Origin of the sequence: Roseburia sp. AF20-18LB, assembly GCF_003461185.1 — a bacterium.
Lineage (GTDB): Bacteria > Bacillota > Clostridia > Lachnospirales > Lachnospiraceae > Roseburia_C > Roseburia_C amylophila.
Window position 1 is genome coordinate 55,474 of the sequence record NZ_QTWP01000004.1, and the last position, 24,589, is coordinate 80,062.

A 24,589-nucleotide genomic window follows, 5' to 3' on the forward strand; every position below is an offset into this window, starting at 1 on the left:
CAAATTATATTCCTTACTGTACCTTGAAGATACTTACTGATGTATCCAGATCCTCTGCATCCATCTGAAGCCGTTTTACCGCATCATTTAATACTTCTACTGCCTGTAACTGTTTCTCTGTACTACGGGCAAGTTCTTCAGATGCAGATTCTGTCTGGTTAGAGGTCGTTGAAATACTTTCGATGGCATTCATGGTATCTTCTTTTGCCTGTTCGATGCCACCCACACTCTGGGTAATCTTCTCAACATCCTCTGCCAGCTTGCTTACCTGCTGACTGATATTCTTAAATACATCAACGGTATTATTCAATGCTTCTGTCTGGAATGCAACGCTCTCGCCTGCAAGTCCAGCTGTCTCGATGGTAGCTGCCAGACGTTCCTGAATATGATTGATAATCTCACCAATCTGATTACCCGCATTTCCGGACTGTTCTGCCAGTTTACGGATTTCTTCAGAAACTACTGCAAATCCTCTTCCTGCTTCACCGGCTCTCGCCGCCTCAATTGATGCATTTAAGGACAAAAGATTAGTCTGTTCTGCAATCTCATTGATTGTTCCGATGATGCTGTTAATTGCAATAGATTCTTTGTTCAGTTCTCTGATTTCCCGGATGATGGTCTCTGTTACTTCCGTTGTACCCTGAACTTTTTCACCCAGGTTTGCTACGATAACCATACCATTTTCAATTGCTCCCTGGGCTTCCTGGGCAATTTCGCTGATTTCATCAGTATTCTCATGTACAACATTGATTCTTTCTGCCAGACCATTCATCTGCTCCAGGCAGCTTTCCGTATCCTGTGCCTGCTGGGAAATACCACTGTTGATATAATCCACTGCTTCCGTGATATCCTTTGTTACTTCCAATAAAACTTCGGAGTTGGTTCCTACCTGGACTGCCGAATCAGAAACATGACCACTGACATTGGTCATCTTGAGAATCAGATCCTTCATACTGCCAATCATATTGGTAATGCTGGATGACAACACATTAAACTCATCCTTACGCTTCATGCTAATCTGTCCGGTCAAATCTCCATCGGAGGTCTTCTTTAAGACACGGTTAACCTTACGGATTGCTTTGGAAATTCCGCTTGCAAGAACGGAACCTACCATGATTGCAATAACTGCACATATTGCTACGGCAATTAACGTATATCTGAGAATCGCCTGTGCACCTGCCATAATCTCTTTCTGCGGAACCATGGCACATACCAGCATATTCGTACCTTCAATCCTGCTGTATGTAAACAGATAATCTGCGCCCTCATAAGACACTTCTTTAGAACCCTGCAGATTTTCTCCTGTTAATGCTTCCTGATAAAAGTCCGTATCTGTAAATTTTATATCACTATCTCCACTTAACACCTGGCTTCCATCCTCTAATACAAAGCCCTTGATGCTGTTATCACTAATCTGTGCATTGTCTAATATATCCTGGATAAAGCTTGTCTTAACATCAATGATGATATATCCAACAGATTTATTGCTATTATTCTTAAGAACGGTAACAAGAGATAATGCATACTCATCACTGTCATATCCGGTGACTTCATCAATGGCTGGATGGCTGCTGATCCACATACTTCCCATGCCAATCTCAGACTCTACATTCTTTCCTTCTTCCGACTCAACAAACGCATTATATACATCTCCACGGATTGCACCCTTTTCACTGCATGCTGTTCCACTCTTCGCACAAACTATAATATGATCGATGAATTTGTCTGCAGTAGATTCATTGCTCAATGCAACCTTTGCATCCATCAGCATAGACTCTGACTTTACTTCTGAACCTGTATAATAACTTGTAATTGCAGAATTAATAGAAAGACGTGTTGCCATCAGTTCAATATTCTCAAAACCAAGTCCGAGATACTCTTCCAATGTACCAACACTGGTATTTGCAGAAGCCTCGTATGTACTATTCAAGGTAGTACTGCACTTTGAATAAATCATAAAACCGATGATAACAAACAGGACAACCGGAATCATAAATGCCCCGATTAATTTTACCTGAATGCCACGAAGCCCCATTCCCTTATCCTTCGCAGCCTTTCTACTGTTGCCTGTTTTCTTCGGCTGTGGCTTTCTTTCCGTCTGTTTTGCCGGTCTTTCCTTCTTAATCCGTTCTTTCTTCGGTTTTCTTACCTTTTCTTTCTTTAACTTTTCCTTTTTTGGCTTTACTTTCTTAAGCTTCTCTTTCTTTACTTCCAACTGCTTTCTTGTCTTCATCCGTATTACCCCGTTTTTCCAATTGTAAGCATATCTTTCTTCCCGCTGTTTCTGTCCGCTCTTTACGTCTTCATTTGCATGGAAACGTTACCATATGATTTGCTTTATTCTAGCATATTTTCGTTTGTTTTTCAACACCGGCTTATTACGAATTCTCGAAATTTACATTACGGCAGACTGTCTTGCGCCGTTTCTTTTTTTCCTCATACAGATATTCATCAGCATGCTTAAACATCTCAATAAAATCAATCTTCTTTTCACAGACAAATTCTACTACTCCAACTGAAATTCCAACATAATACGGTTTCATGGAATGTTCATTGTACTGTTCACATTTCTGGTGAATATTGTAAATGAGCTGTTCCTTCTCTTCCATCTCACTATATCTTACAATGCCTGCAAATTCGTCCCCTCCGAATCTTCCCACATCTCCATACTGTCCAAAGACTTCTTTTACAATTCCTGCTGCTGTCCGAATCGCGCAGTCTCCTTCCGCATGGCCAAAATTATCATTGATTTCCTTTAAATGGTCAAGGTCAGCTATCATAAGACAGGCTTTTTTCCCTAAATTGTCCTGATTAAACCGGACCAGACTCTCCATCAGTCCCCTGCGGTTATAGATTCCGGTCAGTTCATCATAAATTGCAATAAAATTTAATACTTCATTCTTTTCCCGCAGCCGGTCATGATATTTTTTCTGTTTAATATTTGCTTCCAGAAAACGGAGAGATGTTCCAAGCTGCAATGCCAGTATATAATAAAAAGAAATCTCTTCCGGTTCAATCTCAAGCATCAATAGTCCGTACTGCCGCTTTCCATCAATTAATAGAAAGCTGATATAAGAAAAATGATCTTCACCGGAGCTGCAACAATCCGGTACACCAAAGCTTCCATCTATATATGGACGTTCCTTTTTCTCAAATACCTGAATATTTTCCCTGTATTGGCGCATAGTTAAATACATCCTTTGGGGCATCTTCCATTTCTGTCCCTTTTCGTAGGTAACCGGCTGCTCCAACAGATAAAGCAGGGAACTGCGTATACCCAGATGATAAAATACTTCTCCACTTTTCCGGTAGAAAGATTTCTCATTCTCTGCTTCCTGCATCAGGTCCCGGATCAGAAATGGGCCAAGCCACGATTTATGCTGAAAAAGCCTTAATTCATCAATAATATGAAGCAGCTCTGTTTTCTCATCTGCCTTTTCTTTCGCTCTTCGTGTTACTTTGCAGCCACAGGATTCCCGGATTATAAGTTCTGCATCCAACCGGACAGATTCCACCGGTCTGCCTGCACAGATATCTACTGCCTTTTCTACCGCTATCTGCCCCATTTTATAAGCATCCTGGGAGACAGTCGTCAATGGTGGATTACTATAACGCGCCCTCTCCACATCATCAAAACCGGTAATCAAAATGTCTTTTCCTATCCGGAGTCCATGGGCTTTGCATACACGATAACACGCCACTGTCATTTCATCATTAGCTGATATAATTGCTTCGGCATCCGGATTGTCCCTTAGCAGCTGTTCTACAAGATTATCCACGAATTCCGAATAATCTCCCACCGCCATCATTTCCGGCGTCACGGGCAGATGATGTTCTGCCATAACATTTAAAAATGCTGCTTTCCGCTCTATGGCATCCTGATTGTCTTCCGGTCCCCCAAGATAAACCAGATGCTTTAAATGATGTTCTATAATAAGATGCTCCACACATTTTTGCATACCACCATAGTTATCCACCATGACATAGATACCCCGTGGATCATCCGTCGCATCTTCTAACAGTACATATGGTATTCCCGCAAATTTATCCAAAAATGCCTGTTTATCTTCATTTTCCTGAAAAATGCAAAGAGAGCCATATGCAATAATCAATACATCTACTTTTGCTAATTTTGCATAATCATAGACGGTATTATACTGATAATCAAAATCCTCCAGTGCAAATTTCTGGTTGAAACGCACACTCTGCGTTCCCAGAAAATAAATCATATTAACATCCATCCCGCTTGCTGCTGCCCGAATCCCCCTCATCAGGTCCTTCGGATGTGCTGTATGCACATTTCCAATCAATACCCCAATTGTAAATTTCTTCCCCATAACATCGCTTCCTATTCCTGCCACAAACGCTGTTCTGTCTGTCCCTCCTGAAATAATTCACGCATTTGTTCATCTAGTTTATCATCCGGTTCGTAATCTTTTAACATCCGAATCAGATGCTGCTCCCGCACATCATCTGTCAAATAGTCTGCCAGCATCCGGTTGACCTCTTCAATTAACTGCTGTGGTTGTAAAATCTCTGTTGCCATATTTCCGGTCAGTTTGTATGCAAGACCTGCCGCATAATAGAATTCATAGTTTCCCATCATGATAGATGCCTGCAGATTACATTTGATTACAACACTCTGACGTGCAATTGACTGTATCATTTTTTCACTTCTTCCTTACGGATTTTTATATTTTCATTTTATAACATTCCACGAAAAACATCAACCCTAGCCGCATATTGTCCTACAGACTTCTCCTGTAGATTCCCCTATCGTTTAAGGAATTGCCTGCCCTGTGATTCAGGAATCCGACAGCTGTCTTATGAAATAGAAAAGTGCCCCAGCCATTTTTCCAAATGCCATAAATAAAAGAATCACCTGCAATCCGGTCTTTACTTTAAGCCGCCGGAATATAACCGGAAAAGTCTTTAATATTTCAGCCAGTGCAACTGCTACACAGCCCACAAAGAAACCGGCACAGATACCGTATACTCCTAAGAAAATATGTCCCAATGGAATTCTCATTGTAAGAAAGACCGACAAAAGATTGCCTCCGATTCCACCCAGCACGATCATATTTTCATATAGATAAATCCTTCCTGCCGTCTTGGATTTACCAATCATCCGCGGGATGATATTAAGCATGATCAGGAATGCAAAGGTTCCACCTGCCACTGCTGCACCGGCAGTCAGTCCAACCAGGCCTAAGAAAATATGTCTAATCCACATCAATGGTCTTACCTCCACGTCCACAGTTGGCAATATAAGTATCATCTACATCTTTCTCATACTTACGCATTTCCACCTGAATCGGTGTCGGGTCATTGGTTATTTTACTGTTGCCAAAGTGATTAAAGAAAATGATAACACCAATCGGCAGACCAATACTGTAGCAGATTTCCAGTTCTGTAATCCCCGATGACTCCTTCCCCATCACCTGATAATAGAGTTTCTGGAAAAGCTCTGTCACTGAAATATCATTATTAAATGCCATAATCGTAAATGCTGCCCCGAAGAAAATCAGGATACATAAAATGCTGGTTTTGATAACCTCTGATGCTTTGCCCGGCTGTAGTTTGGGCTCATATTCTATGACGAAATCCGCTTCTCCTTCATTGGTAATATTTACATTCGGATACTGTGCCTGTATCATTTCAATTATTTTTAATGAAGTCATCACCTGAACATATTCTGTCTTTTTCGCCTTCTGTGGAAAGGAATAAATCTTCATCTGCTTTAGCTGGCGTATCATTGCGGTATCTGTTCCGGTCATCTTTGCAACATCCGACAATCTGACATTGCGGTTTCTGACCACGGAATTCTTTTCGATTTTAATATAAAGACTTGTCTGCTGACTGCTCATGAAAATGGCATCCTTTCTATAAATCTGGTTACAAATGTTCCTTCTCCTTTTGCACTTTTATCACCATTCTCATTCGAATAATAAAGAATGCCTCCTATCACTGCAAGAATCACCAGTGAAAGGAGGCAGATACGATACGTTTTATATTTCATGCCATTCCTCCTTGCTTACTGCATTTTCCGGAATAGTATGTGTTACGATTCGTTTTTTATTCTTTTATTTTGTTTTTAAAGCATCTATCTGAACTTCCTTTCCATGTCCAAAAGCACCCTCCATTTGGCATACTTTTGCTGCAAACTTTGCAGCCTCTTTTATACTCTCTTTGATTGAAACATTATCATCTATACCTTTTTTCTTACGGTCAAGATAACCTACCATAAAAGTTGTAATAAGTGAGTCTCCTGCACCCATAGTATCTATTGCTTTTTCAATCGGATATGCCGGTTGCTCAAAAAACTCATTATTTGCATAAAGCATACAACCTTTTGCGCCTCTGGATGCACACACAATTTTCGGTCCATAAGAGGCTACTTTCTTAAGGTGTTTTTTTACTTCATCATCCGTTCCATCAAAGGAGCAAAATGCATATGTTACTAATGGTGCTATTTTTTCATAATATTCCGGTTCAGAATCATCCGAGAAATCAAAAGATAATGGAAGTTCGGCTGCTTTAATCTTTGGAAGCTGTGACTCCATATAACAGTAATTTCCACTGTGTACCAGATCAAATTCTGCAAGATATTCCAAGTCAAATTCATCCAGATCATAAATATGTCTGCTCCGGACTCCACCTTCATTATAATCTAAGAATACACGGTCACCATCTTCTAAGGTACATCTGGAATAACCATTTTCTCCCTCAATTTTCTTACACTTTACCAGTTCAATCTGTTCTTCCCTCAACGCAGAAATAACATGATCTGCATTTTTATCAGTACCAAAATAGCCCATATAGGCACACCTTTTTGCACCAAACATTTTGGCATACACAGCAAGATTTACACAATTTCCACCTGGATACTGTACATTCTCGTGAGTATAAATATCTACCACGTTATCCCCAAAGCCTACCACACTTACGTCATATTTCATACTGTTTCTCCTTTCGTCTAGTACTCTACAACTCCCATATACCGGCGCATATCCAATGGGTGTCCGCTCTTATTCTGAATTGCAGTACGGTATAACACGCTCATTTCATAGAATAATGGAGCATTAAAATAATCTACGCAGGAATCATCTATTGCATCCATTCCACAATCTGCTGCATCAATAATCTCATATTTTTCCGCATATTTATTTAAAAATACTTCTGCTCTTTCATCAATCATTCTTGTTTTTCCTACCGATTTTAAGAGGATATAAATATGGTCTTTATCTGTTACCTCAAATGGTCCATGGAAATATTCTGCGGAATCAAGATAACAGCAGTCCATCCACTGCATCTCCTGAAGAGAACAGATTGCAAATCCGTATGCCTGTGCATATGCAGAACCGGATGCCATAATATATAAAAATGGTGCATTATAATAATGTTCTGCAAAATTCCATGCCTTATTCTGAAACTTCTTTGTTGCATTACGGATAATTGCATCGCATTTAGTGATTCCATCCTTCATTCCTTCATAAAGTTTATACTCCGGCTCCTGTCTGTGAATCAACTCATTTATAATACTGTAATTTAATCCTAATGGTCTATCCTTCTGTAATGTTTCCGGCTCCCAATCATAGACAATTGCATGGAATTTTTCACTGTCGCAGGCACTGCCCGGTGTATGTGTATATGTAATTACAAATGCACCTTCCTTCACACCAAGTTCTGCTGCTTCTACCGTTTCTTTTGTATTTCCACCATGTGAACAGATAATGACAACAGAGTGTTTTCCAAGTTTCTTTGGAGGGGTTAAAACAAATTCTTTACTGGTAATCCACTCTGCTGTCATGGTGGATGATTCTCGGTTAATAAAGTAACATGAAGAATAAAGGTCAACCAGAGAGCCTCCACAGGCCACAAAATATACTTCACTGATTGTTCCATTTTCCTTTTCAATTATATCAACAAATTTTTCTACGTTAAATTCTGATGCATGCATTTTTAAATACCTTCTTTCTTAGTTATTTTTCTTAATCAGTTTTCTCATTAAAATTGTTATAGCCATACCAAGTACAGCAGTTCCCATCAGGAAGCCAAAAATCATTGGATAAGCATTATTTCCAAATTTATCCATCCACTTTCCAAAAATTATATAGTAAAAAGAATCTGGCAAATATCCGATAATAGATGCAATTCCAATTACAGTTCCTGCATATATCGGTTTAAATTTACATTCCTGTAATCCCGACCAGATTACTCCGTAAAGCATCATACCAATTGCACTTGGTAACAAAGAAACAATTGTTGCCAGTACCGGACTGATGTTGGATGGCATTATCAATACTCCACCATAAATCACAATTGTAATTCCAAATGCAGTAATATACCATTTTGTAGAAGATTTAAAAATCTTATCTACGATAATTCCACCAATCGGACATAAAAGGTTCATAAGATTACTTCTCACAATACTGATAAAAGATGAATGTACCAACGGTATACCAAGTACATCCGTCAGATATGGTGAAAAATAGGATACACTTGTATACAGACCATATGCACATAATACCATCAGTGAAAAGAGCCAGGTCATCGGATTCTTTAACGCTTCACCGACATATTTAATTTTAAATTCTTCATCAGAAGATTTTGTCTGTGTAATACTTTTTTCTTTAAAAAATATCATTGTCAGAATTAAAGCAACTGCTGTAAATGCTACCATTGCCCATACTGCAATACTAAAGGAAGTAGATGGGTCATCTGATAAACGGCTTACCTGTAAACATACTGCATTTAAAATTGCAGAAATAATACCTGATGCAGCATAATAAATTCCATAACACATTCCCTGCTCTTCTGCTGTGCCAACCTGACCTACTGCTTTGGTTATTGCTGCCCAGAATACAAAAATTGTAGACACACCAAGTCCAGCCCATAATACGCAGGCTACTGCAAAATTCATGGTAAGTGCATAAATAATTCCGATAACTACAGAACCCAGAATAGAGCCTACTAGACATTTTTTCACAGACCACTTATCAGCTAATATTCCACCGGGAATCAATGTAATCGTATTTGCTGCCGCATAAATTGTCATTAAAATTCCTGACTGGGTATTTGTAATTCCCATAGCTGCAATCTGCTGATCATAAAACACATATCTGATATAAGGGAAACAATACATAACTGCATTTACAAGTCCCAGAATAAAAAGTACCCATAACGTTTTTGCACTCAAATGTGCTTTTGTTTTGTCACTCATCGCAAAACCTCCTTTACCTATTCTCCATTTCTTTATAAACATCCTGTCCAGCACATATGGTTCTTAAAACATGTGCCTTTCGAATTTCTTCAATATCTGTTTTGAAAAGATTCCTGTCAAAAACTACTATATCAGCCTGCTTACCGCTTTCCAGCGTTCCTAATATATGTTCCTGTTCCATGGCATACTGGCTTCCAATTGTCCAGGTTTTTAACATTTCCGGTATTGTCAGACCATTTTCCGGCTGAACCGGTTCTTTTCCATCTGCGGCATAGGTTCCGCATCCATAATAAATTGCCTCAGGTATATCCGGTATTAACATCGGAAGATCCGTTGCACCACTTAAAATCACACCATGATCTGCCATTGAACGATAATTCATATAACGGCTCCGCCTGCTACCAAGTTTTTCATCATAGTCTTGTTTCCAATTTTCACAGGAATCCAACTTATAAACCTGTGTATAAATCTCACCAAAGACTCCAAGCTGTGCCATTTTTTCTTCGTCCACTGCACCCGTCAATTCCAAATCAGTAATTCCATGTCGATTCTTTAATCTTCCATTTTCCTTTTCACATTTATCATAAATCTGAAGAATTTTATGGAAGGAACCATCCCCTTCAGAATGCAATGTAAATCTGAATCCTTCACGGTCTGCTGTAAGTACATCTTCTTCTAATAATGCATAATCAATATTCTTTTGGCAACAATAATCTTTTCCCTCATATGGCTCCATCAGATCTGCCTCTTCTGAGACAATCAATCCATCTGTCATCTGATTATAACCGGAAAACCTTAAAAAATCAGAATGATATTTCTTCTTCATTTCTTTTCCATATGCTAAATCCATTTTCTTTCCTACTGGTTGTGACATAAAGGAAATCCGAAGGCTCAATTCTGCTTTCTGTTCCAATTCAGCCAATATATCTGTAAATCCATAAAAATTATCAAATCCCATTTCTTTTACAGATGTTATCCCATGGCTGTTTAACATAGACATATATGCCTTAAACTGTGGAATAATAAAATCTCTATCATTCAGATAAATTTTCATAATTTTATAAATTGCCTCTGAACTTCCGCATGTATCTGGTGTAAACCCAAACACTTCTTCTGCAACTTTGTTCATAGCACAATACCCATGTCCGGCAGTAAATAAAATAACCGGTCTTTTAACCTGTTCCAATTCACCTCCCTTATTTATTTTTTCTGCCAGCTCCGGTTGTAAATGATTTCCAAATAAAACGACCGTCTCCGGATTCATTTCCAGATTTTCTGATAACCGTTCAACTATTTGTTTCAGATTAACTGCTTCTGATAAATCCACACCAAGATAATCCACTACATATCCTGTGAAAAATGTATGGGTATCACCAAATCCCGGGCAAATGGTTCCCTCTCCATAGTCCACAACTTCAGTAGATTCACCCACCAGTTCATTTGGGATATCTCCACATCCGACTTCAAGAATCTGTTTTCCTTTTATTGCCACATATCCTGGATATGCCTCTTCTGAAACAGAATCAAAAATACAGGTTGATTGAAATATCTTGTCTGCTTCTTTTTGCATTTTTCCACCTCCTTTTGTTAAATTGATTATATCATCATATAACGTTATATTGCAATATTGTTTCTTTTTCTCAAATCACTTTCAGCATTCTCAACATTTTATTATCTATTTTTTATACTTTCCCTTTACTTTTTATTACTTTTTATACAATTTTTCACATAATCTTTTCAATATGATGTTTTTTAAATTCATATTGTTATGCAAAACATTATATGTTATTATAATGTTTGTGAGGTGATATTATTATGAAATTGAACACAACCAGTGATATACCACTGTTTGAACAGTTAAAAAATGATTTACTCGAACAAATAAAAAAAGGAATTTATATTTCCGGTCAGCAAATCCCGACAGAAAGTGAATTGTCTGAACTATATCATGTGAGCCGTATTACCATAAGGCGTGCAATTACTGAATTATGTAATGAAGGGGTCTTAATTAAGAAACAGGGAAAAGGAACCTTTGTAAAAGAGCGGAAAATTTTTCGTAAACTGGAACATACTCTCAGTTTTTCCGATGCATGCAAAGCCAATCAAATGGAGGCATCTACTATTGTAACCAAACGTGAAGTCATACCATATGAACAGTATCATCTTGATAATGCTGAACTCTTTGAGGGCGATTCTATTGTTTATATCCAACGTATTCGATATGCAGATGCAACACCTATTATGATTGAGAACAATTATTATCCATGTCACAAATTTTCATTTTTGCTGACAGAACCTTTAGATAGCTCTCTGTATCAGCTATTTCGTGAAAAATATGATATCTACATTGGTTGTTCACAGAATTCTTATATTGATGCAGTAAAAGCCTCAACGGAACAAGCCAATCTTCTTCATATTTCACCCGGTGACCCATTGTTTCTTTTTCATACAGAAATGTATGATATTCACAATGAGCTCATCCATGTTGGATATGAATATATCTGTGGCAGTAAATACCGTTTTTGTTATGACAATTCATAACTTCATTCTTATATTCAGCAAATTTCCAGCATACAAAATGCTCTGTTTTCTAATTACGAAAACAGAGCATTCCTCTTTTTATCTGAAGCAGATATTCTTTTATTTATTTTTCATTGCAACCTGCAATGCCTTGGTAATTGCACTTCCTACCACGAAGCAGGCTGCTGCTTCAACCAGTCCGTTGACACCTACAAAGGCAATGACAAAACGGAATGGATTTAATCCGCCTGCCAGTGACTGTATGTAATCGGAGCTGAAGAAAAAGATTACCAGTGTTGACATGAAGAAAAAGGTATTTAAGATTGGTCCTGCCAGGTTGGCAATTAAAATCTTCCAGTTCTTCATTTTCGGAAATTTGGATAATCCCTTATAGATAAGTCCGGTCAACCAGCCCATCAGAATTCTTGATACTACACATACCACGAAGGTTCCGAATGGATTGATGCCAAGAAGTACTGCTCCAAAAGGACTCATTCCAAAGCACTGGATAAAGCTTGTGATTCCAAATACTGCTCCTAATACTGCTCCACCCAATGGTCCTAAAATAATGGCACCAATTGTAACTGGAACTACAATCAATGTAATTTCCAGACCAAGTGTCTTAATATAACCAAGTGGGGTAAAAGCCAGAATCAGAATGATTGCAACCAACAGAGCCATCTCAACGAGTTTCACTGTTCTGCTACTTCTATTCATAGTCTCTTCCTCTTTTCTGCATCTGTCTGCCGATGCCACAATATTATTTGTCTGCCACACTGCCAAAACAGTTTCCTGCAAACCTTGTTTAGAATACCACTTTTTTCCACTGTATACAATGTATGTACCCAAAAAAATACCTGCGGTTTAACTACAGGCAACATACTTTGCAATTTTCCCGCTAAGCGCATAAAAAGGGCATCACACAAATCTTCCGATTTGCATGACACCCTTTTATCACACATCTCAAATGAGACTCATCCAAGATGAAATATTACATCCGTAAACGGATTATTTTGCAGCCATTTCCTCTTTTAAAGCTTTTGTAAGAGCTGGAACGATCTTGTTTAAGTCTCCTACTAAACCGTAATCTGCAACGTCGAAGATTGGAGCATCTTCGTCTTTATTGATTGCGATGATGAGATCAGAATCTTCCATACCAGCTACGTGCTGGATTGCTCCGGAAATACCGATTGCAAAGTAAATCTGAGGACGAACTGTCTTTCCTGTCTGACCTACCTGTAAGTCAACTGGAAGCCATCCATTCTCTACAACTGCACGGGAGCAGCTTACTGTTCCACCAAGAACTTCTGCTAAGTCCTCTAACAGTTTGAAGTTTTCTTTAGAACCAACTCCACGACCACCGGATACTAAGATCTTAGCGTCCATGATGTTTGCTGTATTCTTAACTTCTTTTACGATATCCATGATTTCAACATATCTGTTGTTTGGTGTAAATCCTGGATTGAACTCGATAACTTCTGCTTTTGCACCTTTGATTGGAGCAATTTTCTGCATAACGCCTGGACGTACAGTAGCCATCTGAGGACGGTTATCCGGACAAGCAATTGTTGCGATGGTATTTCCACCGAATGCAGGACGGGTCATCAGTAACTGATTGTGTTTCTGCTCCTGGTTTCCAACCGGATTGATTGGGAAATCACCAATCTCAAGAACAGTACAGTCAGCTGTCAGACCTGTTGCAACTCTTGCAGATACAGTAGGACCAAGGTCACGACCGATTGCTGTTGCACCAACTAACATAACTTCTGGTTTGAATTCGTTGATTACAGATGCTAATGCATGTGCATATGGCTCTGTTCTGTAGTTCTTCAGTTCCGGATCATCTACTACGATAACTTTATCAGCGCCGTACTCAGCAAGCTGATCTGCAAGACCTTTCACATCAGAACCAATTAATACTGCAGTTACTTCTGTATTTAAATCTTTTGCAAGTTCTTTGCCCTTTCCAAGTAACTCAAAAGCAACACCATTTAATGTGTTGTCTACCTGCTGTGCAAAGACAAATACTCCTTTATACTCTTCTAAACCCATTTTATTCACCACTTTTCCTTATTTTTATTAGATGATATGTTTCTCTTTGAATTTGCCAATTAAGTAAGATACTGCTTCGTCAGTATCGAGAGCAACCTTCTCGCCTGCACCTTTACGAACTTTGTCAGATGCTTTTGCGATTTTGGTCGGTGAACCTTTCAGACCAAGGTTAGAATCATCTACGTCTTTAAGGTCAGCTCTGCCCCATACAGTTACTTCTTTGTCAAATGCATCGAAGATTCCGCCTGGAGTCATGTAACGCGGCTCGTTTAATTCAGATAATGCTGTAACTAAGCAAGGCATTTTTGCTTTTAATACATGATATCCATCTTCAAACTGACGCTCAACGATTACGCTGTCACCTTCTACTTTGATATCCTGTGCATAGGAAATAACCGGAAGTCCAAGATGCTCTGCGATCTGAGGACCAACCTGTGCGGTATCTCCATCGATAGCCTGACGGCCTGTGATAATTAAATCATAGTCAAGATTTCTTAATGCACCAGCGATTGTAGTAGAAGTAGCCCAGGTATCTGCACCACCTAATACACGGTCTGTTACAAGGATTCCCTTGTCAGCGCCCATTGCCATTGCTTCACGAAGAACTTCATCAGCCTTTGGAAGTCCCATGGTAAGTACAGTAACTTCTGCACCGTACTGATCTTTTAATCTTAATGCTGCTTCCAGACCTGCTTTGTCATCTGGGTTCATGATAGTGAGCATTGCAGCTCTATCCAAAGTACCATCCGGATTAAATTTTACTCCGCCTTTTGTATCTGGTACCTGTTTTACACATACAACTATTTTCACGGTATATTCACTCCTTATATTTTTAATTTGTGTGCGCCATGATTTTTCGTTTAAAATCCTTTTGCGCCGATCTGTCAGAAACTATTTTAATAATGCGCCAGAAATAACCATTCTCTGAACTTCGCTTGTTCCTTCGTAGATCTCTGTAATCTTAGCATCACGCATCATACGCTCTACATCGTATTCTCTGATGTATCCGTATCCACCGAATAACTGAACTACTTCTGTAGTAACTGCCATTGCGGTTTCTGCTGCGAATAATTTTGCTTTTGCTGCTTCTACAGAATATACCTTCTGTGTTGCTTTAGCCATAGCAGCTTTGTAAACCAGCATCTGAGCTGCTTCAATTCTGGTTGCCATATCAGCAAGCTTGAACTGGGTATTCTGCTGCTGAGCGATAGAACGACCAAACTGTTTTCTTTCTTTGGTGTATGCAACTGCTCTGTCTAATGCACCTTCTGCAATACCAAGTGCCTGAGCTGCGATACCGATACGTCCGCCATCCAGAGTATGCATAGCGATTGGGAATCCTTTTCCTTCCGGTCCTAACAGATTTTCCTTTGGAATTCTGCAGTCTTCGAAGATTAACTCGTATGTAGATGATCCACGGATACCCATTTTCTTTTCTTTTGTTCCGAAGGAGAATCCAGGAGCTCCCTTGTCCACGATGAATGCAGAGAAGTTCTTCTTCTTTCTTCCTCTCTTATCTTCGGTAACACTTGTGATTGCAATTACGATATAAACGTCTGCAACTTTACCGTTTGTAATAAAGCATTTAGATCCGTTTAATACCCACTCATCACCATCTAATACAGCCTTGGTCTGTGCTCCCTGGGCATCTGTACCAGCACCAGGCTCTGTTAATGCGAATGCACCAAGCTTCTCACCTGTTGCAAGTGGTTTTACATATTTCTGTTTCTGCTCTTCTGTACCGTAAGTCATAATTGGGTCGATGCAAAGAGAAGTATGTGCAGATACGATAACACCTGTTGTACCACAAACTTTAGATAACTCTTCTACACACATAACATAGGTTAATGGGTCACATCCCTGTCCGCCGTACTCCTTTGGTACCGGAATTCCCATGAAACCAAATTTTGCCATTTTATCAACTGTTCCCTGTGGGAATACTTCTGTCTCATCAACTTCCTGAGCCAGAGGTTTTACTTCGTTTTCTGCGAAATCTCTGAACAGAGTTCTCGCCATTTCATGTTTCTTATCTAAACTGAAATCCATGTTCTGAAATCCTCCATAAATTTTATTTTACTGAGCGTCAACCGGGGTCTTTGTACGGTCAGCGTTGTATACATAGAATCCTTTTCCGCTCTTAGCGCCGAGGTTACCACCACGAACCATTTTACGGATTAATGGACATGCACGATATTTGCTGTCGCCTGTCTCGTTGTAAAGTACATCCATGATTGCAAGGCAGATGTCAAGACCAATGAAGTCACCTAACTCAAGAGGTCCCATTGGATGATTTGCACCAAGCTTCATAGCTGCGTCGATACCTGCGATATCAGATACACCTTCCATTTTGATAAATGCAGCTTCGTTAATCATTGGGATTAAGATACGGTTTACTACGAAACCTGCAGCTTCATTTACCTGTACCGGAGTTTTTCCGATTTCTACAGAGATTTTCTTAATAGCTTCTACTGTTTCAGCAGGAGTATTTACACCAGCGATAACTTCGATTAATTTCATTCTGTCTGCCGGGTTGAAGAAATGCATACCTACCATTGGACGGGTAAGACCATTTCCGATTTCTGTAATAGAAAGACTGGATGTATTAGAAGCAAAGATACATTCTGGTTTAGCAATCTTATCAAGCTCCTGGAATGTTGTCTTCTTAACGCCCATATCTTCGAATGCTGCTTCTACGATTAAATCGCAGTCTGCGCAAAGATTCTCTTTTAAACCTGGTGTGATTTTAGCAAGGATTCCGTCAACAGTTTCCTGTGTCATTTTTCCTTTTTCTACCAGTCTTGCATATCCTTTTGCGATTTTCTCTTTTCCGCCATCAGCCCATTCCTGCTTGATGTCGCAAAGAGCTACTTCATATCCTTCTACCTGAGCAAATGCTTTTGCAATGCCCTGTCCCATGGTACCTGCACCAATAACGCCAACTTTCATGTTAGTCCTCCTTAAAAATTATGTATTATATTTACCCGAAAACGAAAGCCTTCTGGGTTATAACTTGCAACGCAAGACCCGAGAAGCGTTTTGCACTTCCCGGGTATATTTACTTATTCAGAAAGAGTGAATTAGTCTCTCTCAACGATTGTTGAGCAGCCCATTCCACCACCGATACACAGAGTAGCAAGACCTTTCTTAGCGTCTCTCTTCTGCATCTCATGAAGCAATGTAACTAAGATACGGCATCCAGATGCTCCAACAGGATGTCCAAGTGCGATTGCACCACCGTTTACGTTTACCTTAGACATATCAAATCCAAGATCTCTTGCAACTGCGATTGACTGAGCAGCGAATGCTTCGTTTGCCTCGATTAAGTCGAAATCATCGATAGACATTCCGGTTCTTGCAAGAACTTTCTTTGTAGAAGCAACAGGTCCAACACCCATGATTTCCGGCTCAACTCCGCCAAGTGCTCCTGCAACCCATGTAGCCATTGGTTTAACACCAAGCTCTTTTGCTTTTTCTTCGCTCATAACAACGATTGCTGCTGCACCATCGTTGATACCGGAAGCATTACCTGCTGTAACAAGTCCACCCTCTTTACCAGAGCAGCATCTTAATTTGCTTAATGACTCAGCAGTTGTGCCTGGACGTGGTCCCTCATCTGTATCAAACATAACAGTTTCTTTCTTAACCTTAACAGGTACAGGAACGATTTCGTCTTTGAATCTGCCTTCAGCAATTGCCTTTTCACATTTCTGCTGGCTGTTTGCTGAGAACTCGTCTAACTCTTCACGGGTAATTCCGTATTTGTCACATACGTTCTCTGCTGTAATCATCATATGATAATGATTAAATGCGTCTGTTAATGCATCATTTACCATGGTATCGATAATTGTTGCATTGTTCATACGATATCCAAAACGAGCTTTTGTCATAGCGTAAGGTGCCATAGACATGTTCTCCATACCACCTGCAACAACGATGTCTGCCTGACCAGCCATAATCATGTTTGCAGCTTCGTTTACACATTTCAAACCAGAACCACAAACTACGTTTAATGTAAATGCAGGAACCTCGATTGGTAAACCTGCTTTGATAGAAGCCTGACGTGCAACGTTCTGTCCCTGTGCTGCCTGGATTACACATCCCATCATTACTTCATCAACCTGTTCTGGTTTAACACCAGCTCTGTTTAATGCTTCTTTGATTACGATTGCGCCTAAATCTGCGGCTGGAGTATTGCTTAAAGCTCCTCCCATTTTACCGATTGCGGTACGACATGCGCCTGCTAAAACTACTTTCTGTGCCATTTTCTCGTCTCCTTCTGAATTAAATTTGCCTTTTACTATTGTTATTTTTTTAACAATCTTTTGTAAAAAAAATAAAAGAAAGCCTTTCCGGCTCTTTCCCGACAATCTGATGTTATCATAGAAAGGGGATTTTTGCAAGTGAAACTTGCTTTATTGAGCCGGATTTTCAGCTTTCCTTAATAAAATACATGGTTTCCGATTACAGTTCCATTAATCAGTCCGTTGTTTCTGCGGAAATATAAGCAGTTTAAGGTTCTTGTGCCTGCTAATACTTCTGTGGCAGCCTGCACACAGGACGCATCTGCCCCGGATGAAAGCACTACTGCGAAACGACCGCTGGCTACCGGTGAGAACTGCCCGCTCTGATAGATGACACCTACCACGGTATCCGGGAAATAACTGCTGTCCACACGGTTCATGACCACGCTTCCAACGGCAAGCTTCCCTTCATAGCTTTCGCCGCCTGCTTCGCACTGGATCAGTGCTGCCAGCATGGCAACATCACTGGCATTCACTGTCCCGCCACCGGAAGTGCCGTTGTCCGAAGTTCCGCCACCGGAAGTATCGCTTCCTGTGGTATTATCCCCGGTGGATGTCCCATCCGGATTTACATTATTATCTGAAGCATCTGGCTGCTGACTGTTAATAAGTTCCTCTTCCTGACGCCTAATCTCCTCCTGACGGGCAGCATCTTCTTTCGCCTTCTGTGCCTCTAATTCTTCCTCATAGGCTTTCTGTCTTGCGATTTCCGCATCTGTGTCTGCTATTTCCGTCTCTGCATCTGCAACATCCGACTTTGCTGCACTTAATTTTTCCTGCTGGGCTGCCACCAGACTGTCTGCCTTGCTCTTCTGCTCCTGCTTCGTCTGTTCTGCCGCAAGCAGTTCTTCTTTTGCCGTCTCTAAATCTTCCTCCTGCTGTTTTAATTCAGCCAGTGTATCCTGATAATCAGAAAGCTCCTGCCTGTCATAATCATAAATAGATTTGGCATATTCCATCCGGTTTAAAAAATCCGAAAAGGAGCTTGATCCAAGCAGCAGCTCCAGGTAAGACTGATTACCATTTTCGTACATATATTGTACTCTTTTCTTCATGGCTTCGTACTGGCTCTCAGAACGTGTTGTCAGCTCTGCAATCCGGCTTTCTGCTGCTTCAATCTCCACATTTTTCGCCGCAATTTCATCCTGGGTATCCGCCAGTTCGTTGCTGATTTCCTGCAATCCATTATTTAATTCCGTCAGTTCATCGGAAAGATTTATCTGATATTCTTTCAAGGAATCAAGCTGCGACTGCTGTTCCTCTCTCTGACGTTCCAGTTCTTCCACGCTGCTTCCGGTGTCCTTAGATGCCAGATCCACTCTTTCCCTGGTGCCGGTGTCTGCCTGCACCGTCATCTGTATCAGCAGAAACAGTATCAGCAATGCGGAAAACATACGTTGTTTACTGTTTTTCTTCATATCTTTATCCTCTTTTATGGATTTATCACGCCTCTTGTTTTCTTCCTTTATTATAGACGGCTTTCTTATGAAAATGCAACGAAAAACTACACTTCTTTTTCAATCCCAAGATTGTTTTTCCTCTCTGCTTGTGCTATATTTGAACTAGGAATTTTAACGGAGAAAAACATATTTTGTAAGGAGGTAACCGCTATGCTATTTATACGGACAGATGACTTAAAACCCGGCATGCGTCTTGCTAAACCTATCTATAATAAATTGGGCGTCATGCTTTATGACCGCGACACCAGACTGACCCGGCAGGGTATCGAAAGTATCCGGAATTTCGAGCTGATTGGTATTTATATTCTGGAGCCTGCCGAACCGGTTCCGCCATTATCCGACGAGGATATTGCTTTCGAACAGTTCCAGACCATTTCCATGTTCCAGCTTCGCGACTGCATGGATATGATTCGTAAAGGCAGACAGCCGGACAAGCTTCCAACGCTGGTCTCTTCGATTCTGTCCCAGTATGGCCGTCTTGACCACAAGCTGAACTTTGCGCAGAATTTAAGAAGCTCTGCGGATTATGTATACAAGCATTCCATCAGCGTTGCTATTCTGGTCGCCATGCTGACTCACCAGTTAAATATGCCGGATGATTTTCAGCAGACCTGTGTAACGGCTGCTCTGCTCTATGATTTTGGCTGGCTTTTAGTTCCGACCGAGCTTGCTGAAAAAACGGATCCTTTAACAGAAGAAGACGAAAAGAAAATCCTTGCCTGCCGTATCAAGAGCTTAGATTATCTGAATCCGCAGACTCACAGTATAAAGTTATCACCGGATGCTTTAAGAATCATTACCCAGTTTATTACGCTCTCCGCTCCGGAAGAGGCTGCTGACCCATCCAAGATTTTCCGCAGCAGCGGCACAAAGCTTTTACAGGTTGCAGATGCCTTTGACCGGATGACCGCCATGAGCCTAACCAATGAGCCGATTTCCGAAATCGTTGCCATGAAATATTTGCAGGAGTTTCCGGAAAAATATGACACAAAGATTGTCCGTGCCCTTTCTCTTTGCATCCACATTCTTCCGAGAGGTGCCTGTGTAGATTTATCCAATGGGGAAAAAGCGATGATTCTTGAAGATAACCCGGAGGATTATTCCAAACCTCTTATCTTACAGTTTACTAATAATGAAATCTTTGATTTGCGTGACCCGCACATCTATGACATTATCCAGATTCAGGATATCATGAAGACCATGGATAACCGGATTGCCATTGATGAAAATACTTTAAAGCATTTTACCTCAGACAAATATATCAAAGATGTAGCCGACCGGTTCCGCAAGCGCCAGAATCAGGCTGCCGCAGCGGCCGCTGCCCAGCCGGCACCAAAGAAAAAGACTGCAAGAAAGAAGCTGGTGTAGGATTATCAATACAGAATAGCCCACATATGTTCAATCCAAGAAAACCTTGAACATATGTGGGTTTCTTTTAAATGGGACAGCTATTATTTAATATTTAAATTCTTCATATAACATTCTGTCTAAGCTATGTTCAGTCAAAAAAAAGAATATCATATCGCAAAACAGTCTCAAATTATCTTTCTCGACTACATAACTTAAAGAGTTTAAAATTCCCTTTTCTCCCTCAACCTCATACTTTATCTTTCTTTCCTGAATTTCATCTTCAAATCCACATATTCCCATCGGAACAACAACATTATACCCTTTATAATTAACATAAACTCTACATTTACTTTCTTCATATTGAACTTTCAATGAACATAAGTCGTTTTCCCAAATATCAAATTTTTCTTTCTTTTGGATTCTCCACATTTCATTTTCTCCACGGGAATTTTATTTTTTGTAATGGACCAAATCGTATGGATAATATTGCACATTCTTTAAATTACTGTCATCTAAATTTAATATTTTTGCAATAGCTCCTGCTTCAAAACTCCAGTAGCCATAATATATATTCTGGCTGCTTTTATGAGCCTCATAACACTCGTATTCTTTATTATACCAGTCCTCTTTCAAATATTTCTCCAATAAATCTGATTTATCTCTTTCTTTAACTAACTCTTTCATTATTTGAAATCTGTCTGGAAATAAAAGGGGTAAATTAGGTTGTTTTTCCCCCATCAGAAAAAGCAACAACCAGTCCTTTACCTCTTTTTCTTTCAGTTTTCTTTTTGTTAATGTAATCAGTTTTTGCTCTATTTCAAATAGGACTGCAAGTGATAGCATCTTTAAATTCTCATTATATGCAACCGGTGAAAAGAAGGACATTATCCACTCTTCATATATTTCCATAAAATCACTTCTTAAACAAGCTATGTTATCTCCCTTAGAATACCTTGCTATTATAATTCCAAGGTTAATACGAAAAATCCCCTGTTTTACTGGCACTAATCTTTCTGGTCTTACTTCTCCGCCATTTACTTTTTTCGTTAATTTTAAAATTCTAGCTGTATCTTCTGCTATGAATTCGTCGAAATATTTTTCACTTTTAATACAATCTCTCATTCCCTGATTTTCTCCATTTAGTATACACTACTGTATCATTAGATAACTTTATTTTCCATTAATGCTTTTTCTATTCGCTGCACCTTTTTCGCATCATCCAGAGTTTTCCACGCATGATGTGTCACATTGGGCATCTCCACACAAATAATTTTTTCCGGCTCAGCCATTAAATCTTCAAAATCATCCGCGGCGCAATAGATGCATTTTTTATGGTTCATTGCAAAGTCAATCTCACTTTCCTGTATTCTGTCACAAGTCATGCCAAATATATGATTAATTATATTTTGCAATTTTTCTTCTGAAAATTCTTTTTGATGCAAATTTAAAATAGATTTCACTTTATCAATAAAATCATTATAAACATCATCTTTCAACAAATTAATATATGCATAACTCATACCGTTATGAAATAGCACTAATCTCTCACCATATGAAAAATCTGATAAATAATAAAATTCATTAATTTTCCCACAATTTGTGCATTTAGCAGCTTCTCTTCTTACTTTTATTTTCATATTCATCCTATAAAATATTTTTTTGCTTTATCACCAATTTGCTCGATACTTTTCATTTAAAACAGAATCCATATGATTATCAACCAAAAAGAAATATATTTCATCTAAAAACTTTTCTTTATCCTCTTTTTTAATAACAAAATGTTTATCAAATCGGTCGTTGCCTTCCATACGAACATCTTCTATTGATGCCAACTTTAAATCTTCACCAAACTCCCATACCAACATAGGTATTGTCAAATTAAATCCCTTATAGTTGATATATATTTCATCATTCTCCATCAATTCAAAAACTTTTATCTTTAAATCAATGTCTCTGTTTACATATATTATATAATTCTCTTCCGTTAATTTATCCCACAACATATAAAACGCCTTTTATATCCTCTAATCCAGATTAGATACTATTGCTTTTATAGTGAACCAAATCATATGGATAATACGGTACATCTTTCAAATTGCTGTCATCTAAATTTAATATTTTTGCAATAGCTCCTGCTTCAAAACTCCAGTAACCGTAATACAATTTTTCTTTTGCTTTATGAATATCGTACCATCCCATATTTTTATGTCCCACATACCAATATTTTTCCAAATATTCTTTTATTTTTTCAACTGCTTTTTCTTTATTTGCAACAATATCCGTCAACTTATCATATGGAAAGCCAAAAGAATAGTCTCCTTCCAGTTGTTCTATGCTTCCATGCATTTTGTAATTAACAAAAAATTCCAATAAAGTATCTTTCCGATTATATTGAGTTACCAAATCCGACAATATACCAAATTGTTCTCTGTTTACGTCAAACAAAATTGCAAGTGCCATCATCCACAGCATATCAATATAGCCAGAATTACCCTTCCAATACAATGGCATATCATTTAATAACTGCATAAAATCATTTTCTAACTTTTCTACGTCTTCACCGGCAGAATATCTTGCAATAAGTAATTCAAATTGTATCGCATCTATCTTTCTTTTTACGGAATAAATTCTATCTTCTCTTACCTCATTACTTTTTAATTTATTTTGAAATTTTCTTATTCGCTCTGTCTCTTCCAGAATATATTCCGTAAAATATTGTTCATTCATCACTGTATCACGCAATGCCTGTTTCTCCTTAGTAGTGCTTCTCTTATATTATCTCCAACGATGCGCCTTTAAGAATTTATCCGGAATTCTTAACTTCAGTTTTCTTTCTAATTCTTTAAAAAAGACATCAAAATCAGCTTCTTCCATTGTGCCTATTATTTATGCTCTCTTATCATTGAATTAATGCCATCAAAAAAAGCATCCCGAACAATTTCTGTATAATTTTTGTAATCAGGATTATTTTTCATAAGCAAATCAAGCACTTCTTTAAGTTTTCCATCTACAATAATTGTTATTCCCTGTACTTTCTCACCTGTTTTATCATTCTCAAATTCTTCATTTAAAATTGTAACTGTATTATTATCCATTCCTATTCTCCTATCAAATTTTTACCGTTTTCATCCATCCAATATCTCTGTTTTTCTGGTATTTCTTCTGTAAAATCCTGATACTTTCCTATCCAGCCATCTGGAACAAACGCTTCAAAAGATTCCGGTTCAGCATAATACGATATAAATACCCGATTTTCAAAATCTATTAAAATAGATGGATTATATGCTAATTTATCATTATAATCAGATTCCTTCATTAACATTTTCTTTAATTCTTCGGCTGTAATTTTATATTCTTTTATATGATCCAAAAATTGTGTTTTCGACAATTCATTTACTACTTTTATGCCAAATCTGGAATCATCATCAAAAGTATCATTATAGCCTTTCTTACGATATGCTTCTTCTAACTTAGGATAATCTAAAAAGCAATAATCTTTGTCTAAAATATACCACTCTATACAGCCGCACGATTTTATTGCTACTATAATATTTTCTGCATATATTGGTTTCATAATATACCTCCTTAGAGACCTGCTATTCTATTTTTATTGCCTCATATCATTTGGGATTATCACCGGAGAATTCCGGTATCTATGAATTGTCCTATCCGATTATTTCATA

General features: G+C 38.8%; 26 protein-coding genes. 2 read left to right on the plus strand and 24 right to left on the minus strand.

Going from position 1 to position 24,589, the window contains the following annotated elements:
- Positions 1-13: 13 nt before the first annotated feature.
- The 10 genes from DWX65_RS15185 to DWX65_RS09315 all read right to left on the minus strand — a co-directional run bounded on the left by DWX65_RS15185 (position 14) and on the right by DWX65_RS09315 (position 10,793).
- Positions 14-2,233, minus strand: a complete 2,220-nt coding sequence (locus DWX65_RS15185; RefSeq protein ID WP_118173325.1) for a methyl-accepting chemotaxis protein — start codon at positions 2,231-2,233, stop codon at positions 14-16.
- 145 nt (positions 2,234-2,378) lie between these two features.
- The gene (locus tag DWX65_RS09280; RefSeq protein ID WP_117901608.1) at positions 2,379-4,337 is read right to left on the minus strand and encodes a GGDEF domain-containing protein; all 1,959 of its coding nucleotides are present in this window, start codon (positions 4,335-4,337) and stop codon (positions 2,379-2,381) included.
- Between the two features lie 11 nt (positions 4,338-4,348).
- The gene (locus tag DWX65_RS09285; protein WP_117698956.1) at positions 4,349-4,666 is read right to left on the minus strand and encodes a DUF3837 domain-containing protein; all 318 of its coding nucleotides are present in this window, start codon (positions 4,664-4,666) and stop codon (positions 4,349-4,351) included.
- Positions 4,667-4,804: 138 nt separating this feature from the next.
- Entirely contained in the window at positions 4,805-5,233 is a 429-nt protein-coding gene (locus DWX65_RS09290; RefSeq protein ID WP_118087686.1) for a stage V sporulation protein AB, read from the minus strand.
- Positions 5,223-5,867 carry a stage V sporulation protein AA gene (locus DWX65_RS09295; protein WP_118087687.1) on the minus strand — a complete coding sequence of 215 codons (645 nt, stop codon included), beginning with the start codon at positions 5,865-5,867 and terminating at the stop codon, positions 5,223-5,225. Before DWX65_RS09295 ends, DWX65_RS09290 begins: the two co-directional genes overlap by 11 nt.
- Positions 5,864-6,019, minus strand: coding sequence for a hypothetical protein (locus DWX65_RS14990; protein WP_158564724.1), 156 nt, complete (start codon positions 6,017-6,019; stop codon positions 5,864-5,866). The genes DWX65_RS09295 and DWX65_RS14990 overlap by 4 nt, the downstream gene beginning before the upstream one ends.
- A gap of 64 nt (positions 6,020-6,083) precedes the next feature.
- On the minus strand, positions 6,084-6,959 hold the full coding sequence (locus tag DWX65_RS09300) for a PfkB family carbohydrate kinase (protein ID WP_117698959.1): 876 nt from the start codon (positions 6,957-6,959) through the stop codon (positions 6,084-6,086).
- A gap of 17 nt (positions 6,960-6,976) precedes the next feature.
- A complete protein-coding gene (locus tag DWX65_RS09305; protein WP_227700321.1) occupies positions 6,977-7,960 on the minus strand; it encodes an SIS domain-containing protein in 984 nt (327 codons plus the stop codon).
- Between the two features lie 18 nt (positions 7,961-7,978).
- Entirely contained in the window at positions 7,979-9,223 is a 1,245-nt protein-coding gene (locus DWX65_RS09310; RefSeq protein ID WP_158561532.1) for an MFS transporter, read from the minus strand.
- Between the two features lie 13 nt (positions 9,224-9,236).
- Positions 9,237-10,793, minus strand: a complete 1,557-nt coding sequence (locus DWX65_RS09315; RefSeq protein ID WP_117698961.1) for an amidohydrolase — start codon at positions 10,791-10,793, stop codon at positions 9,237-9,239.
- Positions 10,794-11,038: 245 nt separating this feature from the next.
- Here DWX65_RS09315 and DWX65_RS09320 point away from each other — a divergent pair, with 245 nt between their 5' ends.
- Positions 11,039-11,764: a GntR family transcriptional regulator gene (locus tag DWX65_RS09320; RefSeq protein WP_118173326.1), complete on the plus strand. Its 726-nt coding sequence runs from the start codon at positions 11,039-11,041 to the stop codon at positions 11,762-11,764.
- Positions 11,765-11,863: 99 nt separating this feature from the next.
- Here DWX65_RS09320 and DWX65_RS09325 read toward each other — a convergent pair whose 3' ends face one another.
- The 7 genes from DWX65_RS09325 to DWX65_RS09355 form a co-directional block, all read right to left on the minus strand.
- Positions 11,864-12,460: an ECF transporter S component gene (locus DWX65_RS09325; protein ID WP_117699203.1), complete on the minus strand. Its 597-nt coding sequence runs from the start codon at positions 12,458-12,460 to the stop codon at positions 11,864-11,866.
- Positions 12,461-12,751: 291 nt separating this feature from the next.
- On the minus strand, positions 12,752-13,795 hold the full coding sequence (locus tag DWX65_RS09330; protein WP_117699200.1) for an electron transfer flavoprotein subunit alpha/FixB family protein: 1,044 nt from the start codon (positions 13,793-13,795) through the stop codon (positions 12,752-12,754).
- A 27-nt stretch (positions 13,796-13,822) separates the two neighbouring features.
- On the minus strand, positions 13,823-14,605 hold the full coding sequence (locus DWX65_RS09335; protein ID WP_022244337.1) for an electron transfer flavoprotein subunit beta/FixA family protein: 783 nt from the start codon (positions 14,603-14,605) through the stop codon (positions 13,823-13,825).
- An 81-nt stretch (positions 14,606-14,686) separates the two neighbouring features.
- Complete coding sequence (locus DWX65_RS09340; protein WP_022244336.1) at positions 14,687-15,841, minus strand: acyl-CoA dehydrogenase; 1,155 nt, start codon at positions 15,839-15,841, stop codon at positions 14,687-14,689.
- A 27-nt stretch (positions 15,842-15,868) separates the two neighbouring features.
- Positions 15,869-16,741, minus strand: a complete 873-nt coding sequence (locus DWX65_RS09345; protein WP_022244335.1) for a 3-hydroxyacyl-CoA dehydrogenase family protein — start codon at positions 16,739-16,741, stop codon at positions 15,869-15,871.
- 131 nt (positions 16,742-16,872) lie between these two features.
- A complete protein-coding gene (locus tag DWX65_RS09350; RefSeq protein ID WP_117841801.1) occupies positions 16,873-18,057 on the minus strand; it encodes an acetyl-CoA C-acetyltransferase in 1,185 nt (394 codons plus the stop codon).
- A 176-nt stretch (positions 18,058-18,233) separates the two neighbouring features.
- A complete protein-coding gene (locus tag DWX65_RS09355; RefSeq protein ID WP_118173327.1) occupies positions 18,234-19,514 on the minus strand; it encodes a cell wall hydrolase in 1,281 nt (426 codons plus the stop codon).
- Positions 19,515-19,706: 192 nt separating this feature from the next.
- Between DWX65_RS09355 and DWX65_RS09360 the strand changes: the two genes are divergently transcribed.
- Positions 19,707-20,924 carry an HD-GYP domain-containing protein gene (locus DWX65_RS09360; RefSeq protein WP_117947692.1) on the plus strand — a complete coding sequence of 406 codons (1,218 nt, stop codon included), beginning with the start codon at positions 19,707-19,709 and terminating at the stop codon, positions 20,922-20,924.
- Positions 20,925-21,011: 87 nt separating this feature from the next.
- Here DWX65_RS09360 and DWX65_RS09365 read toward each other — a convergent pair whose 3' ends face one another.
- The 7 genes from DWX65_RS09365 to DWX65_RS09395 form a co-directional block, all read right to left on the minus strand.
- The gene (locus tag DWX65_RS09365) at positions 21,012-21,335 is read right to left on the minus strand and encodes a hypothetical protein (protein ID WP_117841798.1); all 324 of its coding nucleotides are present in this window, start codon (positions 21,333-21,335) and stop codon (positions 21,012-21,014) included.
- Between the two features lie 21 nt (positions 21,336-21,356).
- Entirely contained in the window at positions 21,357-22,028 is a 672-nt protein-coding gene (locus tag DWX65_RS09370; protein WP_118173328.1) for a PoNi-like cognate immunity protein, read from the minus strand.
- A 38-nt stretch (positions 22,029-22,066) separates the two neighbouring features.
- Positions 22,067-22,543 (minus strand): hypothetical protein, encoded by a 477-nt coding sequence (locus DWX65_RS09375; RefSeq protein WP_118173329.1) that lies wholly within the window; start codon positions 22,541-22,543, stop codon positions 22,067-22,069.
- Between the two features lie 30 nt (positions 22,544-22,573).
- Positions 22,574-22,909, minus strand: a complete 336-nt coding sequence (locus DWX65_RS09380) for a hypothetical protein (RefSeq protein WP_117841795.1) — start codon at positions 22,907-22,909, stop codon at positions 22,574-22,576.
- A 31-nt stretch (positions 22,910-22,940) separates the two neighbouring features.
- Positions 22,941-23,648 carry a PoNi-like cognate immunity protein gene (locus DWX65_RS09385; protein WP_118173330.1) on the minus strand — a complete coding sequence of 236 codons (708 nt, stop codon included), beginning with the start codon at positions 23,646-23,648 and terminating at the stop codon, positions 22,941-22,943.
- Positions 23,649-23,788: 140 nt separating this feature from the next.
- Positions 23,789-24,001, minus strand: a complete 213-nt coding sequence (locus DWX65_RS09390) for a hypothetical protein (RefSeq protein ID WP_022243000.1) — start codon at positions 23,999-24,001, stop codon at positions 23,789-23,791.
- Between the two features lie 2 nt (positions 24,002-24,003).
- Positions 24,004-24,480: a hypothetical protein gene (locus DWX65_RS09395; RefSeq protein WP_022243001.1), complete on the minus strand. Its 477-nt coding sequence runs from the start codon at positions 24,478-24,480 to the stop codon at positions 24,004-24,006.
- Between the last annotated feature and the right edge of the window lie 109 nt (positions 24,481-24,589).

Coding starts and splice junctions, on each gene's coding strand:
- DWX65_RS15185 (WP_118173325.1), bottom strand. CDS start 2,233: ATGAAGACAAGAAAGCAGTTGGAAGTAAAGAAAGAGAAGCTTAAGAAA.
- DWX65_RS14990 (WP_158564724.1), bottom strand. CDS start 6,019: ATGAAATATAAAACGTATCGTATCTGCCTCCTTTCACTGGTGATTCTT.
- DWX65_RS09315 (WP_117698961.1), bottom strand. CDS start 10,793: ATGCAAAAAGAAGCAGACAAGATATTTCAATCAACCTGTATTTTTGAT.
- DWX65_RS09320 (WP_118173326.1), top strand. CDS start 11,039: ATGAAATTGAACACAACCAGTGATATACCACTGTTTGAACAGTTAAAA.
- DWX65_RS09395 (WP_022243001.1), bottom strand. CDS start 24,480: ATGAAACCAATATATGCAGAAAATATTATAGTAGCAATAAAATCGTGC.
- DWX65_RS09380 (WP_117841795.1), bottom strand. CDS start 22,909: ATGTTGTGGGATAAATTAACGGAAGAGAATTATATAATATATGTAAAC.
- DWX65_RS09280 (WP_117901608.1), bottom strand. CDS start 4,337: ATGGGGAAGAAATTTACAATTGGGGTATTGATTGGAAATGTGCATACA.
- DWX65_RS09310 (WP_158561532.1), bottom strand. CDS start 9,223: ATGAGTGACAAAACAAAAGCACATTTGAGTGCAAAAACGTTATGGGTA.
- DWX65_RS09305 (WP_227700321.1), bottom strand. CDS start 7,960: ATGCATGCATCAGAATTTAACGTAGAAAAATTTGTTGATATAATTGAA.
- DWX65_RS09290 (WP_118087686.1), bottom strand. CDS start 5,233: ATGTGGATTAGACATATTTTCTTAGGCCTGGTTGGACTGACTGCCGGT.
- DWX65_RS09330 (WP_117699200.1), bottom strand. CDS start 13,795: ATGGGTTTAGAAGAGTATAAAGGAGTATTTGTCTTTGCACAGCAGGTA.
- DWX65_RS09365 (WP_117841798.1), bottom strand. CDS start 21,335: ATGTGGAGAATCCAAAAGAAAGAAAAATTTGATATTTGGGAAAACGAC.
- DWX65_RS09370 (WP_118173328.1), bottom strand. CDS start 22,028: ATGAGAGATTGTATTAAAAGTGAAAAATATTTCGACGAATTCATAGCA.
- DWX65_RS09355 (WP_118173327.1), bottom strand. CDS start 19,514: ATGAAGAAAAACAGTAAACAACGTATGTTTTCCGCATTGCTGATACTG.
- DWX65_RS09325 (WP_117699203.1), bottom strand. CDS start 12,460: ATGAATAGAAGTAGCAGAACAGTGAAACTCGTTGAGATGGCTCTGTTG.
- DWX65_RS09375 (WP_118173329.1), bottom strand. CDS start 22,543: ATGAAAATAAAAGTAAGAAGAGAAGCTGCTAAATGCACAAATTGTGGG.
- DWX65_RS09390 (WP_022243000.1), bottom strand. CDS start 24,001: ATGGATAATAATACAGTTACAATTTTAAATGAAGAATTTGAGAATGAT.
- DWX65_RS09300 (WP_117698959.1), bottom strand. CDS start 6,959: ATGAAATATGACGTAAGTGTGGTAGGCTTTGGGGATAACGTGGTAGAT.
- DWX65_RS09340 (WP_022244336.1), bottom strand. CDS start 15,841: ATGGATTTCAGTTTAGATAAGAAACATGAAATGGCGAGAACTCTGTTC.
- DWX65_RS09285 (WP_117698956.1), bottom strand. CDS start 4,666: ATGATACAGTCAATTGCACGTCAGAGTGTTGTAATCAAATGTAATCTG.
- DWX65_RS09295 (WP_118087687.1), bottom strand. CDS start 5,867: ATGAGCAGTCAGCAGACAAGTCTTTATATTAAAATCGAAAAGAATTCC.
- DWX65_RS09350 (WP_117841801.1), bottom strand. CDS start 18,057: ATGGCACAGAAAGTAGTTTTAGCAGGCGCATGTCGTACCGCAATCGGT.
- DWX65_RS09345 (WP_022244335.1), bottom strand. CDS start 16,741: ATGAAAGTTGGCGTTATTGGTGCAGGTACCATGGGACAGGGCATTGCA.
- DWX65_RS09360 (WP_117947692.1), top strand. CDS start 19,707: ATGCTATTTATACGGACAGATGACTTAAAACCCGGCATGCGTCTTGCT.